The following is a 16,029-nucleotide window of genomic DNA, read 5'->3' as shown; positions in this document are numbered from 1 at the left end:
GGCGATGAAGGACAAGAGCATCAATCTTGGGCTGCAGGGCGGCGGCGCGCATGGCGCCTTCACCTGGGGCGTGCTGGACCGCCTGCTGGAGGAACGCTGGCTGCAGGTCGCGGCCATCAGCGGCACATCGGCCGGGGCGCTGAACGGGGCGGCTCTGAAGGCGGGGCTGGCGACCGGCGCGGGACCGGCCGGGCGGCGCGCGGCGCGCGAGAACCTGGACGCGCTCTGGTCCGGGATCGGCGCGATGAGCGACAACCGAGTCGTGCGCTGGATGCAGTCGCTGATGCCCATGCCGCGCGGATTCCAGCGTCTGGCCGAGATGGTGTCGCCCGCCGCCTGGCTGGACAACCTGACCCGGCTGTTCAGCCCCTATGACTATGGCCCCTTCTACGTGAACCCGCTTGGCCAGCTGCTGCGCGACCTGCCGCATGCCGATTTTACCTGCGACAGGGGTCCGGCGCTGTTCATTGCCGCGACGAATGTGCGGACCGGTCGCATCAAGGTCTTTACCGGTGCGGCGGCGACGGCCGAGGCGGCGATGGCCTCGGCCTGCCTGCCGACGCTGTTCCAGGCGGTCGAGATCGCCGATCCCGCCACCGGCCGTCTGGAGGCCTATTGGGACGGCGGCTATGGCGGCAACCCGGCGCTGTTCCCGCTGTACCGGCCCGATTTTCCGCGCGACATCCTGATCGTGGCGATCAACCCGCTGCTGCGCGAGGTGCTGCCCCGCACGCCTGTCGAGATCGCCGACCGGGTGAACGAGATCAGCTTCAACAGCTCGCTGATGAACCAGCTGCGCGCGATCAATTTCGTCAAGGAACTGTCGGCCGAGAAGCGGCTGGAAAGCCGGTCGATGAAGAACGTGCTGGTCCACCTGATCGAGGATGACGCGCTGATGATCGACTTGACCGCCCGGTCCAAGCTGATGCCCCGGCCGGGCCTGCTGGTCGCGATGAAGGCCGCGGGCCAGAAGGCCGCGGACCGTTTCATCGAGGATCATGCCGACAAGCTGAACAACGAGGACAGCTTTGACCTGTCCACGCTGTTTCCCGACATGCCGCAGCCTTAGGCCATCGCGGCGGCGATCCGCGCGGCCAGGCGGGCATTGTTCAGGACCAGTCCGATGTTGCTGTCCAGCGACCGGCCCCCGGTCAGTTCGAAGATGCGGCCCAGCAGGAAGGGCGTGACCGCCTTGGCGGCGATGCCCTGCGCCCCGGCTTCGGCCAGGGCCTGTTCGATCACCGGCATGATCTGGTCCTGCGGGATTTCGGCCTCCACCGGGATCGGGTTCGCGACCAGCTGGCCGCCCTTGAGGCCGAGGGCCGCACGCATGGCGGCGGCGGCGGCGATTTCCTCGGGGCTGTCCATGCGCAAGGGCGCCTTGATGCCCGAGGCGCGCGACCAGAAGGCCGGCAGTTCGTCCTGGCCAAAGGCGATAACCGGCACGCCCAGGGTCTCCAGCACCTCCCAGGTCTTGGGCAGATCGAGGATCGCCTTGGCACCCGCTGCCACGACCGTCACCGGCGTCTGCGCCAACTCCTGCAGGTCGGCCGAGATGTCGAAGCTGTCCTCGGCCCCGCGATGGACGCCGCCGATGCCGCCGGTGGCAAAGACCTTGATGCCCGCCAGATGGGCGCAGATCATCGTCGCTGCCACGGTCGTCGCCCCGGTGCGGCCGTTCGCGAGGCAGACCGCCAGGTCGGCGCGCGACAGCTTCATCGCCTCGGCGGGCGGGGTCTGGGCCAGGGCGCGCAGGGCCTCGGGCGTCAGGCCGATATGGATCTGGCCGCCCATCACTGCAATGGTCGCGGGAACCGCGCCGCCCTCGCGGATGGTGGCCTCGACCTTCTCGGCCATCTCCAGGTTCTGCGGCCAGGGCATGCCATGGGTGATGATGGTCGATTCCAGCGCCACGACCGGCAGGCCGCGATCCAGCGCGTCGCGAACCTCGGGGGCGAAGGTGAGGGGGGCAGTGTTTGTCACGGGACGTCCTTTCCGGAGACATGCGCGGCCGAGGCCCTGACGGCCTGCCGCAGGGCCGCGTCGCGCGGCATTTCCTTCAGCCCGGCGGCCAGATGCGCCGCCAGGAAACAATCGCCCGCCCCGGTCACGCGTTCGACGGTGACCTGGGGCGGCTTGTGGGTCAGGGTGGGGCCGCCGACGATCGCCTCGGCCGCCGGGTTGGGGCCGTCGGTGACCAGCACGCGGGCCGCGCCGCGGGCCACGACGGCCTCGGCGGCCGATGCCGCATCGGCGCAGGCGCGCCCGGCCAGGATCTCGGCCTCCAGGCGGTTCAGGTAGAAACAGCCGCGCCGCGCGGCGATCAGCGGCTCCAGCCGCTCGGCCTTGCCGGGGCTGGCGGGGACCACCCGCAAGTCGGCCGAGGCCAGGCGCGGATCGCGGGCGATGGCGGACAGCAGTTCCTCGGTCAGGTTGCCGTCCAGCACCACCGGGCCGGTCCAGGGGGGCAGGGCGTCCAGCGGCGCCAGGATCGCCGCCCCCGCCAGTTCCAGGCTGAGGGCGTCGGCCACGGCGGCGATCAGCCCCTCGCTGTCCTCGATCGCCATATAGCAGTCGGTGGGCAGGCCGGTGTCCCGGGCTAGGTGGCCGGTCATAACGCCAAGGCGCTCGGCCTCGGTCACCAGCGCCTCGCCCTCGGAATCGCGCCCCACGGCCGACAGGACCGCGGGCGTCATGCCCCATCGCGCCAGCGCGACCGCGACGTTCAGCGCCACGCCGCCCGGAAGGTGGCGGATCCGGCCGGGCACGTCGGCACCGGGCGCCATGCGACGCGGCGCGCGGCCGATCACGTCCCACAGCATCGCGCCAATGCACAGCACGTCAGGCGTCTTGGTCATCGTCTTCCCTCAGTTCGGCTTGCAGGAACCGTTCGAAATCGTCCAGGTCCACCGGGTCGAACTGCCCGAAGCCCTGCATCCAGACCGACGCGGCGCGCATTCCCTCGGGGTCCAGCTTGCACCACGTGATCCGGCCGCGCCGCTCTTGCAGGATCAGGCCCGCCGCCGCAAGCACCGCCAGGTGCTTCGAGATCGCGGCCAGGCTCATCACGAAGGGTGCCGCGACGTCGCTGACCGCCATGTCATCCTCCAGGAGCATCGACAGGACCCGCCGGCGGGTCGGGTCCGCCAGGGCCGCGAAGATCAGATCCAGCCTGTCGGGCAGGGGGGAAAGGGTCATCAGCAGCCTTTTCACGAGGAGGTCGGTCAACCGGGCGGTTGAGTATTGAACCCTGCCGCCGGGGAATGCAAGCGGGAAGCCAGATTCCGGAAATCAGGAAATCACAGCAATTTCATTATCTTGATGGAAGTTCGCCGCTGCTTGACTTGGCCGGCGGCAGCCCCTAGACAGCGCCCAAAGATGACGGGGGCGTGAGTGATGGCCGACAAGCCCCAGAGCGATGCGGACAGGGCGGCGGATGCCGACCGGCTGCGCGCCCTGGAAGCAAAGCTGGCCGCCCTGACGCCCAAGCCCCAGGGCCCCGGCCCGATGGGCAAGTACGAACAGGCGAACCTCGCCTGGCGCATGGTGATCGAGCTTGTGGCCGGCCTGGGGCTTGGTTTCGCGGTCGGTTACGGTCTGGACTATCTGCTGGGCACAACGCCGCTGCTGATGGTCCTGTTCATTTTCCTCGGTCTCGCGGCCGGCATCAAGACGATGATGCGCACCGCGTCCGAGCTTGACAGGAAGTCCGGCCCGGCGCCGGAGGGATCTAATACCGGCCAAGCGCCGGGCCAAGACGAGAGGGATTGATCGTGGCGACGGAAGCGACTGGCGGCGGCCTTGAATTCCACCCGATGGACCAGTTCGTGGTCAAGCCGCTGTTCGGCGCGGGCGAGGTCCACTGGTACACGCCGACCAACGTCACGCTGTGGCTGGCCCTGACGGCCCTGGCCGCGATCGCGCTCTTGGTGCTGGGCACCCGCGGCCGCGCGATCGTGCCCAACCGCTCGCAGTCGGTGGCCGAGATGGCCTATGGCCTGGTCCACAAGATGATCGAGGACATCGCCGGCAAGGACGGCCTGCGTTATTTCCCCTATGTGCTGACGCTGTTCATGTTCATCGTCTTCGCCAACCTGCTGGGCCTGGTGCCGATGGCCTTCACCGTGACCTCGCACATCGCCGTCACCGGCGTGCTGGCCATGGCGGTGTTCCTGGGCGTCACCATCATCGGCTTCGTCAAGAACGGCGCGCATTTCCTGGACCTCTTCTGGATCCGCTCGGCGCCGCTGGCCGTGCGCCCGATCCTGGCCGTGATCGAGGTCATCAGCTACTTCGTGCGTCCGCTGAGCCTGTCCATTCGTTTGGCCGGCAACATGATCGCGGGCCACGCCGTCATCAAGGTTTTCGCGGGCTTCGCGGCCATCGCCGCCGTCGCCCCTGTCGCCATCATCGCGGTTGTCGGGATGTATGCCTTCGAGGTGCTCGTCGCCTTCGTGCAGGCCTATGTCTTCACCATCCTGACCTGCGTCTACCTCAAGGATGCGCTGCACCCGTCGCACTGAGGCGTCGGGCCGCGGCCCCCGTGCGGCTCCCGTCGGGACCGCATCCACCAAGATCGCCAATCTTCCAACCGCAAGGAGAAATACCATGGAAGGCAATATCGCAGAACTGGGCCAGTACATCGGCGTCGGCCTGACCGCGTTCGGCATGGGCTTTGCTGCCCTGGGCGTGGGCAACGTCGCCGGCAACTTCCTGGCCGGTGCCCTGCGCAACCCGTCGGCCGCAGCCGGCCAGACCGCCACGCTGTTCATCGGCATGGCATTCGCCGAAGCCCTGGGGATCTTCTCGTTCCTCGTCGCGCTTCTGCTGATGTTCGCGGTCTGATCCCACGCCATCCTTGCGGCGGGGTGGGGGCCTGACCCCCACCCCATCGTCATATCGTAAGGCCATGGGGTAGGACATGTTCAGCCTGTTGCAAGAGGCCGCCACCACCGCGGCCGGACATAATGAGGGCGCGGTCGTCGTTGTTGACGAAGCTGCGACCCACGGCGCCGATGTCGTGATCGTTCACGGGGTCGACGCAGCAGAGCATGCCGGGGAGGCCGCAGGGCTTCCGCAGCTGGATATCGCCACCTTCGGCAACCAGATCTTCTGGCTGGTCGTCACGCTGGTGGTTCTCTATCTGGTGCTGTCCCGGGTGGCGCTGCCCCGCATCGCCGCCGTGCTCTCGGACCGTCAGGGTGCCGTCACGGGCGATCTGATGGCGGCCGAAGAATTCAAGCAGAAGGCCCGCGAGGCCGAAGCCGCCTATGACAAGGCGCTGGCCGATGCGCGGACCGAGGCCCAGGCCATCGTCGCGCAGAACCGCGCCGAGATCCAGGGCCAGCTGGACGCGGCCATCGCCCGGGCGGATGCCGAGATCGCCGCGCGCACCGCGGAATCCGAGGCGCGCATCCGCGAGATCCGGGCCTCGTCCGACGCCAGCGCGCGCGACGTGGCGCAGGACGTCACGGCGGAACTGGTGCGCGCCTTTGGTGGCACGGTCGATCAGGGCGCCGTCAACGCCGCGCTGGACAGCCGCATGAAGGGGGCGATGCAATGATCCGCATTCTGACAGTCGCGTCGGCCTCGATGCTGGCGGCCGCGCCGGCCATGGCCGCGACCGGCCCGTTCTTTTCGCTGCGCAACACGAACTTCATCGTGCTGCTGGCCTTCCTGGCCTTCATCGGCATCCTGGTCTATTTCAAGGTCCCGGCGCTGATCGGTGGCCTGCTGGACAAGCGTTCCGAAGGCATCCGCAAGGACCTGGACGAGGCACGCCGCCTGCGCGAGGAAGCGCAGGAGATCTATGCCAGCTACGAGCGTCGCTCGCGCGAGGTGAAGGGTCAGGCGGACCAGATCGTCGCCAATGCCAAGCGCGAGGCCGAAGCCCAGGCCGCCAAGGCCCAGGACGACCTGCGCCGTTCGATCGAGCGCCGGCTGCAGGCCGCGCAGGACCAGATCGGCAGCGCCGAGAATGACGCGGTCCGGGCGATCCGCGACCGTGCGGTCCAGGCCGCCGTGGCCGCCGCCTCCGAGATTCTGGCAGCCCAGGTCCGGTCGGGCAAGCGTTCGGCAGGCATCGACGACGCCATCGCAGACGTGGCGCGCCGCCTGAACTGATCCACCGGATCGGACAGTGACATCCTGAACCCCCGGTGCCCCTGTGGCGCCGGGGGTTTTTTCCTGTCAGCCCTCGGGGCGGTTCTGCAGGCGCAGCCGCGCCACCGCGGCATGTTCGTCGGCGCGGCGCTGCGCGGTCAGGGTCGCGGCCACGAAATCCAGATGCGCCTCCAGCGCGCGGCGCGCCGCCATGCCGTCGCGCGCCTGCAGGGCGTCGTTGATGGCCGCGTGCTGGTCCAGGATGCGGTCGCGCTGTTCGGGGCTGGTAAAGATGCGCGGGCGGTTGAACAGCATTCCCTGGCGCAGCAGGTCCTGCATCGCGCGCATCATGTGAAGCGCGATGACATTGTGGCTGGCCTCGACGATGGCCATGTGGAAATCGGCATCCAGCGCCGCCTCGGCCTCCGGGTCACCCTTGGCATGGGCGTGGCGCATCGCCGTCAGGATCCGGTCCAGGACCTGCAGGTCGGTCTCGCCCGCGGCGGTGGCGGCCCGTTCGGCGGCCAGCCCCTCCAGGTCCTTGCGGAACGTCAGGTAATCATCCGCGGCCTCGGGATGCCGCGCGATCAGGCGCACCAGCGCGGGCGAAAACGCGCTGCCCAGCACATCGGCCACGAAGACGCCCGATCCGGGGCGCGTGACCAGCAGCCCGTCCTCCTGCATCGCCGCCAGCGCCTCGCGCAGCGAGGGGCGGCTGACATTCATCCGCTCGGCCAGGTCGCGCTCACCGGGCAGGCGCTCTCCGGGGCGCAGCACGCCCTGCAGGATCAGCGTCTCGATCTGGCGGATGATGGCGCCTGACAGTCGGGCGGCATCGATCTTCTCGAAGGGCATGGCGGTCCGGTTCCCTGGGGTCGATCCTGCATAGGCCGCAACGTGCGCAAAGGCAAAGGGCCGGACGTTTCCGCCCGGCCCTTTGTATCCTTATCCCGTGCCGCTTACTGCGTCGGGCGGATGATGATCTCGACCCGGCGGTTCTGTGCGCGACCGGCCTCGGTCGCGTTCGAGGCGACGGGCTGCGTCAAACCGCGGCCGGTGGCCGACAGGCGTCCCTGCGACACGCCCGCTGCGGCCAGGATGCCCGCGACCGACTGCGCACGGCGCTGCGACAGGTCGAGGTTATAGGCCGCGCTGCCGGTGTTGTCGGTATGGCCGATCACCTCGACCCGGCTGTTCGGGTACTGGTTCAGGTTGCGGGCGACGGCGTAAAGGTCGGACTGCGCCGGACCCGACACGGCGGCCGAGTTGGTGGCGAACAGGATGCCCTCGGGCATGACCACCTGCAGATAGGACCCGTGGTTGACGATCTGGACATTCGGGTTCGAGATCGACTGCTGCAGCGCGGCGGCCTGACGGTCCAGGATGTTGCCGGCGATCGCGCCCGCGATCCCGCCGACGATGGCGCCACGGGCGGCGTCGCGGCCTTCGTTATTGCGGTCGCTGTCGCGGGTGGCGCCATAGATCGCGCCGGCGGCGGCACCGGCCAGCGCGCCCTGCTGGGTGCGGCTCATCCCGGTGGTGCCGCTCATGCCGGTGCCGGTCATGCTGGGGTCGGCGCAGGCGCCGAGGATCATGAGGCCGGAGGCGGCGAGGATCGTGGTGGTGCGGAGTTTCATCGGGCTCCCTTTCCTGTGTCAGGGCGGGCGGTCCGTCGCCGCGCCATATCGTCGATGGGGTTCCGGCCGGCCTGCTGCCTGATTCCGGATTGCGTCCCCAACGCGTCGCACGCTGTCGCAGTTCCGCAGCGAAGGGAAGTCACTGTTTCGTGGAGGTTACTGGAAAGGCTTCACAAACCGCGGATCCGCCGCGTGATCGCGGGGCGGGTTGCATTGCTGGGGCGGGGCGGTCAAAAGCGGGGGATCATGGCCCTTGCGAAACGTCCGCCCCCCGCGCTGCCCTTTGCCGACCAGGTCGCAATCTTTGCGCGGCTGGCCGAGGGCAATCCCGCGCCCGAGACCGAGCTGGAATTCGTGAACCCCTTCACGCTGGTCGTGGCGGTGGCGCTGTCGGCGCAGGCGACGGATGTGGGCGTGAACAAGGCGACGCGCGGCCTGTTCGCCATCGCCGACACGCCGCAGAAGATGCTGGACCTGGGCGTCGAGGGCGTGACCGAGCATGTCAAAACGATCGGCCTGTTTCGGCAGAAGGCCAAAAACGTCATCGCGCTGTCGCGCCTCCTGGTCGAGGAATTCGGCGGACAGGTGCCCGACAGCCGCGCCGCGCTGATGCGGCTGCCGGGCGTCGGGCGCAAGACCGCCAATGTGGTCCTGTCCTGCGCCTTCGGGCATCCCGCGCAGGCGGTGGACACGCATATCTTCCGCGTCGGCAACCGCACCCGCATCGCCCCCGGCCGCGACGTGGACGAGGTCGAGCGCGCGATCGAGGACAATGTCCCCGCGCGCTTTCAGTCCCATGCCCATCACTGGCTGATCCTGCACGGCCGCTATATCTGCCAGGCGCGGAAGCCCCGCTGCGGCATCTGCCCGATCCGCGACCTGTGCCCCTATGAGGAGAAGACCGCATGACAACCCCTTATGTGATCGGCATCGGCAACGCGATCATGGACGTGATCTCTCCGGTCGAGGAGGATCGGCTGGCCGCGCTTGGCGTGCAGAAGGGGATCATGCAGCTGATCGAGCGCGACCACTCGGAATACCTGATGGCCGCGCAGGCCGACGATCACGGCCCCGGCCGGGCACGGTCGCGGCTGGTGCCGGGCGGATCCGTCGCCAATACGCTGGCCGGGATCGGCATGCTGGGGCTGAAGACCGCCTTCATCGGCCGCGTGGCCGAGGATGCCCTGGGCCTGTCCTATGCCGAACAGACCGAGGGCGCGGGCACCGTCTTCGTCAATCCGCCCGTGGCGGGGGACCAGCTGCCCACCTCGCGCAGCATCATCATGGTGACCCCGGATGGCGAGCGGTCGATGAACACCTATCTGGGCATCTCGGCCGAGCTGGGGCCCGATGACGTGAACCCGTCCGTCTTCCAAGGCGCGGGCTGGCTGTTCCTGGAGGGCTATCTGTTCGACAAGCCCAAGGGGAAAGACGCTTTCCTGAAGGCCGCGCAGGCCTGTCACGATGCCGGCGGCCAGGCGGGCATCGCGCTGTCGGACCCGTTCTGCGTCGACCGCCACCGCGAGGATTTCCGGCGCCTCGTGGCCGGGCCCATGGATTACGTGATCGGCAACCGGCACGAATGGTGCGCGCTTTATCAGGTCGAGGACCTGGAGGAGGCGCTGCGCCTGGCGGTGGCCGATTGCGGGACGGTGATCTGCACCCGCTCGGGCGAGGATGCGATCCTGATCCGGGACGGGCAGCGCGTGGGCGCCCCGGTCCACCGCGTCACGCCGGTCGATGCGACCGGCGCGGGCGACCAGTTCGCGGCAGGGCTGCTTTATGGACTGGCGACGCGGCTTCCGCTGGAGGTCGCCGGCCGCATGGGCTGCATCGCGGCGGCCGAGGTGATCGGCCATGTCGGCGCGCGCCCCGAAACCGACATCCGCGCCCAGTTCCGCGCCGAGGGGCTGCTGTAACCGCAGCCCCATCCGATCACAGGCATCAACAGCGGCTTGTCGCGGGGCGGGCCGTGATCGCGGCTTCGTGGCGTTGCGCGGTGGGCGGTGCGCGTGTATCAGATCGGAAAAACATGAGCAGCTAAAGGAAATGCCGATGCGCAGGGTTGTTGTCACCGGACTGGGGATGGTCACGCCGCTGGCCTCGGGCGTCGAGCCGACATGGGAACGTCTGCTGGAGGGCCGGTCGGGCGCGGGTCCGATCACACGCTTTGACGCCTCGGACGTGGTGACGAAATACGCCTGCGAGGTTCCCTTCGGCGACGGCAGCGACGGCACCTTCAATCCCGACGACTGGATGGAGCCCAAGGACCGCCGCAAGGTCGACGATTTCATCCTGTATGGCATGGCCGCGGCCCATCAGGCGGTTCTGGATGCCGGCTGGCAGCCCGAGGACGAGGAAGGCCGGCTGCGCACCGGCGTGATGATCGGATCGGGCATCGGCGGTCTGACCTCGATCGCGGAAACCGCGGTGCTGATCAAGGAACGCGGGCCCAAGCGCGTCTCGCCCTTCTTCATTCCCGGCGCGCTGATCAACCTGATCTCGGGCCAGGTGTCGATCCGCTATGGCTTCAAGGGGCCGAACCACGCGGTCGTCACCGCCTGTTCGACCGGGGCCCATGCGATCGGCGACGCGGCGCGGATGATCCGCTATGGCGACGCCGACGTGATGATCGCCGGCGGCGCGGAAAGCCCGATCAGCGAGATCGGCATCGCGGGCTTCAACGCCTGCAAGGCGCTGTCGACCAAGCGTGCGGACGATCCGCAGGGCGCCAGCCGCCCCTATGACGTCGACCGCGACGGCTTCGTGATGGGCGAGGGCGCGGGCATCGTCGTGCTGGAGGAATACGAACACGCCAAGGCGCGCGGCGCCAGGATCTATGCCGAAGTGCTGGGCTATGGCATGTCGGGAGACGCCTATCACATCACCGCGCCCTCCGAAGATGGCGATGGCGGGTACCGTGCGATGGAGGCCGCGCTGCGCAGCGCGAACCTGACGCCGGACCGGATCGACTATATCAACGCGCATGGCACCTCGACCATGGCCGACACGATCGAACTGGGGGCGGTGGAACGCCTGCTGGGCGATCATGCGGCGGACACGGTCATGTCCTCGACCAAGTCCTCGATCGGGCACCTTCTGGGCGCCGCCGGCGCAGTCGAGGCGATCTTCTGCGTGCTGGCGATCCGCGACCAGATCTGCCCGCCGACGATTAACCTGGACAACCCGGCGGTGACGCCCAAGCTGGACCTGGCGGCCAATGCCGCGGTGCGCCGCAAGGTGGAGGTGGTCCTGTCCAACAGCTTCGGCTTTGGCGGCACCAATGCCAGCCTGGTCCTGGGGAAGGTTCCCGAATGATCTGGCGCAACCTCGCCTCGAACTTCCTGACGCTGGCGATCGTGCTGCTGATCGCCGCCGCCGCGGCGGTGGCCTGGGCCAAGCGCGAGTTTAGCGGTCCGGGACCGAGCGCGGTTGCCCAATGCGTCCAGATCGCCCCCGGCGCCAGCCTGAATGCGGTCAGCAACCGGCTGGCCGACCAGGGGGCGATCTCGAACGCCTACATCTTTCGCGCCGGCGCCGATTACATGGGCAAGTCGCGCGACCTGAAATTCGGCAGCTTCCTGGTTGAACCCGGCGCCAGCATGGAACAGATCGTCGATGTCGTGACCGCCGGCGGCCCCTCGACCTGCGGGACCGAGGTCGTGGTGCGCGTGGGCGTTCGGGAAAACGCGATCCTGCTGCGCGACATGAACCCGGAAACCGGCGCCTATGAGGAAATGGCCCGCTTCAACCCGGCCACCGAGGACGCGCCCCAGGCCCTTGCCAACGCGCAGGACCAGGCCGACATCCGCCTGTCGCTGGTCATGGCCGAGGGCGTCACCAGCTGGCAGGTGGTCGAGGCGCTGAAGGCCGCCAGCTTTCTGACCGGCGAGGTGGCCGAGATCCCGGCCGAGGGGAGCCTGGCCCCCGACACCTACCTGCTGGAGAAGGGCGGCGACCGCAACGCGATCCTGGCCCAGATGGCACAGCGCCAGGCTGCGATCCTGGCCGCCGAATGGGAGGCCCGCCCCTTTGGCATGCCCTATGACACGCCCGAGGAGGCGCTGGTCATGGCCTCGATCGTCGAAAAGGAGACCGGCGTTGCCGCCGAGCGTCCGCAGGTGGCCAGCGTCTTCGTGAACCGCCTGCGCCAGGGCATGCGCCTGCAGACCGACCCGACGGTGATCTATGGCGTCACGAACGGGCAGGGCGTGCTGGACCGCGGGTTGCGCCGGTCGGAACTGGACGCCACGACGCCCTACAACACCTATCGGATCGACGGCCTGCCGCCCACGCCCATTGCCAATCCGGGACGTGCCGCGATCCGCGCGGCGCTGAACCCGGATGAGACGGATTACCTGTATTTCGTGGCGGACGGCTCGGGCGGGCATAGCTTCTCGCGCACGCTGGACGAGCATAACGCGGCCGTCGCACGCTGGCGCGAGATCGAGCGGCAGCAGGGCCTGCCCGCCGACAGCCCGGTCCAGACCGACGGCTGAGGGTCCGCCGATCGCCATTTGACAAACGCACCCCCCGGACGCAGGCTTGCATCCGGGGGGTTTTTCATGGCCCCCGCTATCCCGGAGGAACAGCTGCCATGAAAATGTCCGACATGCTTGCAACACTGGCCGAGAACGCCCGCATCTTCGAAGAGCGGATGGGCGCCTGGCAGGCCGAGATGTCCAAGAACAGCGAAGACGCGATGGAACAGGCCCGCAAGTGGCAGGAAAGCACCGTCCAGCGCCAGGAGGAGGTCAACCGCCAGCTGCGCACCTATATGGAAGGCGCCAGCGAACAGGTGCGCAACCAATGGCAGCAGATGCAGACCACCTGGGAGACCCAGTTCGAGAAGCTGCGCCAGCAGGGCGAGGAGATGCGCGCCAATGCCAGCAAGATGACCGGCGGGACCGAGGGCAAGGGCTTTGCCGACTGGTCCGAGGCCTATGCCGCGCAGATGGTCGCATTCGCGCAGAAGATGCAGGGCGAGGCCGCCAATGCCATCGCCAGCGCCACCGAGGCGCGCGCGAAAAGCGGCGACAGGAAAAAGACCTGATGCTGGCCAGGGGCCGTTTGGAGCAAGGTTGCGCGGAGGGCCTGTAAGCCGGATTTTGTCCACCGCTTGCGCGGCTGGATGACCATTCCTCTGGTCCGGCCGTTACCGGCCGGATCTAGCTGCCTACCCGGATCTGCTGGGGCAAGGCGGCCCTGCGGGGTTGCCCCCGCGCGCGATCCCTATTCGGCATTGCTCCCGGTGGGGCTTGCCATGCGGGCGCTGTTGCCAGCCCCCCGGTGGGCTCTTACCCCACCGTTTCACCCTTGCCTGTGCGGACACAGGCGGTCTGTTCTCTGTGGCGCTTTCCCTGGGGTCGCCCCCGCCGGGCGTTACCCGGCACCGTTGCCTCATGGAGTCCGGACTTTCCTCGACACCCTTGCAGGCACCGCGGTCATCCAGCCCTCCGCGCGAGGGGCGGTATGGCGGGCAGGCGCCCCGCCGTCAAGGGTGGCCGTGCGCGGGGGCCATCATCGCCGCCAGCCGCGCCGCCGTCCGACGGTCGGCAGGGACCTCGGGACCGGTTCCCCAGGGACGGTGCCGCAGGCGGAAGGCGGCCAGCCGGGTCGCGGGATCGCAGGCCGGATAGCCGATCCGGTCAAGGCTGGGACCAAGCGGTAGGTCCGGGTCCGCGCCCGAGGCCCGCTGAAAGATCGCCAGCCCCTCGCGCGCCAGCGCCTCCCAGTCCAAGCGCGGGCCGGGGTCGATCTTGCGACCGGGGGCCATATCGGAATGGGCGATGATCGCGTCGGGCCCGATCTGCCAGCGGGACATGATCCCACGCAGCAGGTCGCGCAACGCCGCCATCTGCGGCGCGGCAAAGGGCCGGTCGCCGGGATTGGCAAGCTCGATCCCAATGCTGCGGCTGTTGATGTCGCAGCGGCCCTGCCACTGGCCCGCGCCGGCATGCCAGGCGCGCCGGGTCTCGCAGACCAATGCATGGGCGCGGCCGCAATCCTCGATCAGCCAATGCGCGCTGACCTCGGCCACGGGGTCGCAGAGGCGCGCCAGCGCCGATGCGGCATCCGCCATGCCGGTGTAGTGGATGACCACCAGTCCGGGACGCTGCCCGCGGCGGTCGCCGTGGTTCGGGCTGGAATGGGACATGGCCCTCAGGGCGTGGCGACGACGGCGACCGGGACCGGGGCGGCGGCGGGGACGACCGGATCCGCGACGACGACGACCCGGCGGATGCCCATGGTCGGCGGCGGCAGGACCGGGTCCTGGCCCGCGATCTCGGCCGCGGTCGGGGCGTAGAAGGGCCGGGCGACCGGGATCACCTGCACGGGTTCGGCGCCGGTGATCAGCGCGGCCTCGCGGACGGTCAGGTACTGGCCATAGCGGTCCGACCCGAACTGATAGTTCGGGTTCAGGCCGCGATGTTCACCGCATCCGGCGACGGCCAGCGCCGTCAAGATCACCAAGCCGCGCATCCCTGTCTCCGTCATTGCCGTTTTGCAGACGTTACCACCAGCGATCCGGCTTGGCCACAAATCCCGCCGCCTGTTCCAGCACCAGCGCCTGGTTCAGCAGCTCGGCCTCCTCGAAGGGGCGGCCGATCAGCTGCAGGCCAAGCGGCAGGCCCCGCGCATCCTGTCCCACCGGCACCGCGATCCCGGGCAGGCCCGCCAGGTTCAGCGTCACCGTGAAGACGTCGTTGAGATACATCTGCACCGGGTCGCCCTTGTCGACCGAACCCAGCGGGAAGGCCGCCGAAGGTGTCGCGGGCGCCAGGATCGCGTCGATCCCGTCGGCAAAGGCCTGGTCGAAGTCGCGCTTGATCAGCGCGCGGACCTTGCGGGCGCGGTTGTAATAGGCGTCGTAGAAGCCCGCCGACAGCACATAGGTGCCGATCATCACCCGGCGCTGCACCTCGGGGCCAAAGCCTTCGGCGCGGGTCTTTGCGTACATGTCGGTGATGCCGTCGCCCTGGCCCAGCCGGGCGCGGTGGCCATAGCGGACGCCGTCATAGCGCGCCAGGTTCGACGAGGCTTCGGCCGGTGCGATGACGTAATAGGCGGGCAGGGCGTATTTCGTGTGCGGCAGGCTGATCTCGACCACCTCGGCGCCGGCATCGCGCAGCATCTGCGCGCCTTCGCTCCACAGGGCATCGATGTCGGCGGGCATGCCGTCCACGCGATATTCGCGGGGCAGGCCGATGCGCTTGCCGCGGATGTCGCCGGTCAGCGCAGCCTCGAAATCGGGCACCGGCAGGTCGGCGCAGGTGCTGTCCTGCGGATCGGCCGATGCCATCGCGCCCAGCATGATCGCCGCGTCGCGCACGGTCTTGGTCATCGGGCCCGCCTGATCCAGGCTGGAGGCATAGGCGATGACGCCCCACCGGCTGACACGGCCATAGGTGGGCTTCAGCCCCACCGTGCCGGTGAAGGCCGCGGGCTGGCGGATCGATCCGCCGGTATCGGTCCCGGTCGCCGCCAGGCACAGGTCCGCCGCCACCGCAGCCGCCGACCCGCCCGAGCTGCCGCCCGGCGTCAGCGCGCGGCCATCCTCGGCCTTCCAAGGGTTCACGGCGGGGCCATAGCAGCTGGATTCGTTGGTCGAGCCCATCGCGAACTCGTCCTGGTTCAGCTTGCCCAGCATCACCGCGCCCGCGTTCCACAGGTTCTGCGTCACGGTGGATTCGTATTCCGGGCGAAAGCCCTGCAGGATGCGGCTGCCGGCCTGGGCGGGGACGCCCTTGACGCAGAAGACGTCCTTGATGCCCACCGGAATGCCGGTCATCGGCGCGGCGCGGCCCTGGCGGATGCGCTCATCGGCGGCCACGGCCATTTCATGCGCCAGGTCGGGGGTGCGGTGCACAAAGGCGTTCAGCGCGCCGGCGCCCTGGATGGCGGTCAGGCAGGCCTCGGTCAGCTCGACCGCGGTCACGTCGCCCTTGGCCAGGGCATCGCGCGCCGCGGCGATCGTCAGTCGGTTCAGATCGCTCATTCCATCACCTTCGGCACGGCGAAAAAGCCCTCGCGCGCGTCGGGCGCGTTCGACAGGATCTTGTCGGCCATCCCGCCCGTCGTCACGACATCCTCGCGCCGTTTCAGTCGCAGGGGGGTCACGCCGGTCATCGGCTCCACGCCCTCGACATCCACTTCGTTCAGCTGTTCCATGAAATGCAGGATGCCGTTCAGCTCGCGCGCCAGCGCGGGCAGCCCGGCGTCCTCGACCGCGATACGCGCCAGATGCGCGACCTTGCGGGCCTCGTCCTCGGTGATCGACATGACGTTT

Annotated in this window: 20 protein-coding genes and 1 other RNA gene; 11 read left to right on the top strand and 10 right to left on the bottom strand. The window is 68.9% G+C overall.

The window, feature by feature from the left end; genetic code table 11:
- Nucleotides 1–4: 4 nt before the first annotated feature.
- Nucleotides 5–1,069, top strand: a complete 1,065-nt coding sequence (locus ACNR9W_RS10085; protein WP_419267460.1) for a patatin-like phospholipase family protein — start codon at nt 5–7, stop codon at nt 1,067–1,069.
- Here ACNR9W_RS10085 and ACNR9W_RS10080 read toward each other — a convergent pair.
- The 3 genes from ACNR9W_RS10080 to ACNR9W_RS10070 are packed head-to-tail and all read right to left on the bottom strand — an operon-like array spanning nt 1,066 to nt 3,198.
- On the bottom strand, nt 1,066–1,983 hold the full coding sequence (locus ACNR9W_RS10080) for a pseudouridine-5'-phosphate glycosidase (RefSeq protein WP_419267461.1): 918 nt from the start codon (nt 1,981–1,983) through the stop codon (nt 1,066–1,068). The two genes, ACNR9W_RS10085 and ACNR9W_RS10080, sit on opposite strands and share 4 nt — an antisense overlap.
- On the bottom strand, nt 1,980–2,858 hold the full coding sequence (locus tag ACNR9W_RS10075) for a PfkB family carbohydrate kinase (RefSeq protein WP_419267462.1): 879 nt from the start codon (nt 2,856–2,858) through the stop codon (nt 1,980–1,982). Before ACNR9W_RS10075 ends, ACNR9W_RS10080 begins: the two co-directional genes overlap by 4 nt.
- Entirely contained in the window at nt 2,842–3,198 is a 357-nt protein-coding gene (locus tag ACNR9W_RS10070) for an ArsR/SmtB family transcription factor (protein ID WP_419267463.1), read from the bottom strand. The genes ACNR9W_RS10075 and ACNR9W_RS10070 overlap by 17 nt, the downstream gene beginning before the upstream one ends.
- Nucleotides 3,199–3,396: 198 nt before the next feature.
- On the opposite strand from ACNR9W_RS10070, the gene ACNR9W_RS10065 reads away from it, so the two are divergent.
- From ACNR9W_RS10065 to ACNR9W_RS10045, 5 genes are all read left to right on the top strand, one after another.
- Complete coding sequence (locus ACNR9W_RS10065) at nt 3,397–3,771, top strand: AtpZ/AtpI family protein (RefSeq protein WP_419267464.1); 375 nt, start codon at nt 3,397–3,399, stop codon at nt 3,769–3,771.
- A gap of 2 nt (nt 3,772–3,773) precedes the next feature.
- Nucleotides 3,774–4,523 (top strand): F0F1 ATP synthase subunit A, encoded by a 750-nt coding sequence (locus tag ACNR9W_RS10060; RefSeq protein ID WP_419267465.1) that lies wholly within the window; start codon nt 3,774–3,776, stop codon nt 4,521–4,523.
- Nucleotides 4,524–4,608: 85 nt separating this feature from the next.
- Nucleotides 4,609–4,845, top strand: coding sequence for a F0F1 ATP synthase subunit C (locus ACNR9W_RS10055; protein WP_022707390.1), 237 nt, complete (start codon nt 4,609–4,611; stop codon nt 4,843–4,845).
- Nucleotides 4,846–4,921: 76 nt separating this feature from the next.
- Nucleotides 4,922–5,563, top strand: coding sequence for a F0F1 ATP synthase subunit B' (locus ACNR9W_RS10050; protein WP_419267466.1), 642 nt, complete (start codon nt 4,922–4,924; stop codon nt 5,561–5,563).
- Complete coding sequence (locus tag ACNR9W_RS10045; RefSeq protein WP_419267467.1) at nt 5,560–6,123, top strand: F0F1 ATP synthase subunit B; 564 nt, start codon at nt 5,560–5,562, stop codon at nt 6,121–6,123. The genes ACNR9W_RS10050 and ACNR9W_RS10045 overlap by 4 nt, the downstream gene beginning before the upstream one ends.
- Nucleotides 6,124–6,189: 66 nt before the next feature.
- Here the strand turns inward: ACNR9W_RS10045 and ACNR9W_RS10040 are convergent, their stop codons facing one another.
- On the bottom strand, nt 6,190–6,957 hold the full coding sequence (locus tag ACNR9W_RS10040) for a FadR/GntR family transcriptional regulator (RefSeq protein WP_419267469.1): 768 nt from the start codon (nt 6,955–6,957) through the stop codon (nt 6,190–6,192).
- 104 nt (nt 6,958–7,061) lie between these two features.
- On the bottom strand, nt 7,062–7,739 hold the full coding sequence (locus ACNR9W_RS10035) for an OmpA family protein (RefSeq protein ID WP_419267471.1): 678 nt from the start codon (nt 7,737–7,739) through the stop codon (nt 7,062–7,064).
- Nucleotides 7,740–7,985: 246 nt separating this feature from the next.
- Between ACNR9W_RS10035 and nth the strand changes: the two genes are divergently transcribed.
- From nth to ACNR9W_RS10010, 5 genes are all read left to right on the top strand, one after another.
- Nucleotides 7,986–8,648: an endonuclease III gene (nth, locus tag ACNR9W_RS10030; protein ID WP_419267472.1), complete on the top strand. Its 663-nt coding sequence runs from the start codon at nt 7,986–7,988 to the stop codon at nt 8,646–8,648.
- Nucleotides 8,645–9,658: an adenosine kinase gene (locus ACNR9W_RS10025; protein WP_419267473.1), complete on the top strand. Its 1,014-nt coding sequence runs from the start codon at nt 8,645–8,647 to the stop codon at nt 9,656–9,658. The genes nth and ACNR9W_RS10025 overlap by 4 nt, the downstream gene beginning before the upstream one ends.
- A gap of 136 nt (nt 9,659–9,794) precedes the next feature.
- Nucleotides 9,795–11,057, top strand: a complete 1,263-nt coding sequence (fabF, locus tag ACNR9W_RS10020; protein ID WP_419267474.1) for a beta-ketoacyl-ACP synthase II — start codon at nt 9,795–9,797, stop codon at nt 11,055–11,057.
- The gene (gene mltG, locus ACNR9W_RS10015; protein WP_419267475.1) at nt 11,054–12,238 is read left to right on the top strand and encodes an endolytic transglycosylase MltG; all 1,185 of its coding nucleotides are present in this window, start codon (nt 11,054–11,056) and stop codon (nt 12,236–12,238) included. Before fabF ends, mltG begins: the two co-directional genes overlap by 4 nt.
- Before the next feature lie 98 nt (nt 12,239–12,336).
- The gene (locus ACNR9W_RS10010) at nt 12,337–12,792 is read left to right on the top strand and encodes a hypothetical protein (RefSeq protein ID WP_419267476.1); all 456 of its coding nucleotides are present in this window, start codon (nt 12,337–12,339) and stop codon (nt 12,790–12,792) included.
- A gap of 28 nt (nt 12,793–12,820) precedes the next feature.
- Here the strand turns inward: ACNR9W_RS10010 and rnpB are convergent.
- The 5 genes from rnpB to gatC all read right to left on the bottom strand — a co-directional run bounded on the left by rnpB (nt 12,821) and on the right by gatC (nt 16,022).
- An RNA gene (gene rnpB, locus ACNR9W_RS10005) (RNase P RNA component class A) lies at nt 12,821–13,199 on the bottom strand.
- A gap of 34 nt (nt 13,200–13,233) precedes the next feature.
- On the bottom strand, nt 13,234–13,896 hold the full coding sequence (locus tag ACNR9W_RS10000) for an N-acetylmuramoyl-L-alanine amidase (protein ID WP_419267477.1): 663 nt from the start codon (nt 13,894–13,896) through the stop codon (nt 13,234–13,236).
- Between the two features lie 5 nt (nt 13,897–13,901).
- Nucleotides 13,902–14,222: a hypothetical protein gene (locus ACNR9W_RS09995; RefSeq protein WP_419267478.1), complete on the bottom strand. Its 321-nt coding sequence runs from the start codon at nt 14,220–14,222 to the stop codon at nt 13,902–13,904.
- A 31-nt stretch (nt 14,223–14,253) separates the two neighbouring features.
- Entirely contained in the window at nt 14,254–15,738 is a 1,485-nt protein-coding gene (gene gatA, locus ACNR9W_RS09990; protein WP_419267479.1) for an Asp-tRNA(Asn)/Glu-tRNA(Gln) amidotransferase subunit GatA, read from the bottom strand.
- Complete coding sequence (gene gatC / locus ACNR9W_RS09985; protein ID WP_419267480.1) at nt 15,735–16,022, bottom strand: Asp-tRNA(Asn)/Glu-tRNA(Gln) amidotransferase subunit GatC; 288 nt, start codon at nt 16,020–16,022, stop codon at nt 15,735–15,737. Before gatC ends, gatA begins: the two co-directional genes overlap by 4 nt.
- Nucleotides 16,023–16,029 lie beyond the last annotated feature (7 nt).

Source organism: Paracoccus sp. T5, from assembly GCF_048538155.2.
GTDB lineage: Bacteria > Pseudomonadota > Alphaproteobacteria > Rhodobacterales > Rhodobacteraceae > Paracoccus.
This window is presented reverse-complemented; position numbering and strand designations above follow the sequence as displayed.

What these genes read in the sequence shown, in the direction of transcription:
- ACNR9W_RS10085 (WP_419267460.1), top strand. Translation starts at nt 5, where the DNA reads ATGAAGGACAAGAGCATCAATCTTGGGCTGCAGGGCGGCGGCGCGCAT.
- ACNR9W_RS10075 (WP_419267462.1), bottom strand. Translation starts at nt 2,858, where the DNA reads ATGACCAAGACGCCTGACGTGCTGTGCATTGGCGCGATGCTGTGGGAC.
- ACNR9W_RS10070 (WP_419267463.1), bottom strand. Translation starts at nt 3,198, where the DNA reads ATGACCCTTTCCCCCCTGCCCGACAGGCTGGATCTGATCTTCGCGGCC.
- ACNR9W_RS10065 (WP_419267464.1), top strand. Translation starts at nt 3,397, where the DNA reads ATGGCCGACAAGCCCCAGAGCGATGCGGACAGGGCGGCGGATGCCGAC.
- ACNR9W_RS10055 (WP_022707390.1), top strand. Translation starts at nt 4,609, where the DNA reads ATGGAAGGCAATATCGCAGAACTGGGCCAGTACATCGGCGTCGGCCTG.
- ACNR9W_RS10050 (WP_419267466.1), top strand. Translation starts at nt 4,922, where the DNA reads ATGTTCAGCCTGTTGCAAGAGGCCGCCACCACCGCGGCCGGACATAAT.
- ACNR9W_RS10045 (WP_419267467.1), top strand. Translation starts at nt 5,560, where the DNA reads ATGATCCGCATTCTGACAGTCGCGTCGGCCTCGATGCTGGCGGCCGCG.
- ACNR9W_RS10040 (WP_419267469.1), bottom strand. Translation starts at nt 6,957, where the DNA reads ATGCCCTTCGAGAAGATCGATGCCGCCCGACTGTCAGGCGCCATCATC.
- ACNR9W_RS10035 (WP_419267471.1), bottom strand. Translation starts at nt 7,739, where the DNA reads ATGAAACTCCGCACCACCACGATCCTCGCCGCCTCCGGCCTCATGATC.
- nth (WP_419267472.1), top strand. Translation starts at nt 7,986, where the DNA reads ATGGCCCTTGCGAAACGTCCGCCCCCCGCGCTGCCCTTTGCCGACCAG.
- ACNR9W_RS10025 (WP_419267473.1), top strand. Translation starts at nt 8,645, where the DNA reads ATGACAACCCCTTATGTGATCGGCATCGGCAACGCGATCATGGACGTG.
- fabF (WP_419267474.1), top strand. Translation starts at nt 9,795, where the DNA reads ATGCGCAGGGTTGTTGTCACCGGACTGGGGATGGTCACGCCGCTGGCC.
- mltG (WP_419267475.1), top strand. Translation starts at nt 11,054, where the DNA reads ATGATCTGGCGCAACCTCGCCTCGAACTTCCTGACGCTGGCGATCGTG.
- ACNR9W_RS10010 (WP_419267476.1), top strand. Translation starts at nt 12,337, where the DNA reads ATGAAAATGTCCGACATGCTTGCAACACTGGCCGAGAACGCCCGCATC.
- ACNR9W_RS10000 (WP_419267477.1), bottom strand. Translation starts at nt 13,896, where the DNA reads ATGTCCCATTCCAGCCCGAACCACGGCGACCGCCGCGGGCAGCGTCCC.
- ACNR9W_RS09995 (WP_419267478.1), bottom strand. Translation starts at nt 14,222, where the DNA reads ATGCGCGGCTTGGTGATCTTGACGGCGCTGGCCGTCGCCGGATGCGGT.
- gatA (WP_419267479.1), bottom strand. Translation starts at nt 15,738, where the DNA reads ATGAGCGATCTGAACCGACTGACGATCGCCGCGGCGCGCGATGCCCTG.
- gatC (WP_419267480.1), bottom strand. Translation starts at nt 16,022, where the DNA reads ATGTCGATCACCGAGGACGAGGCCCGCAAGGTCGCGCATCTGGCGCGT.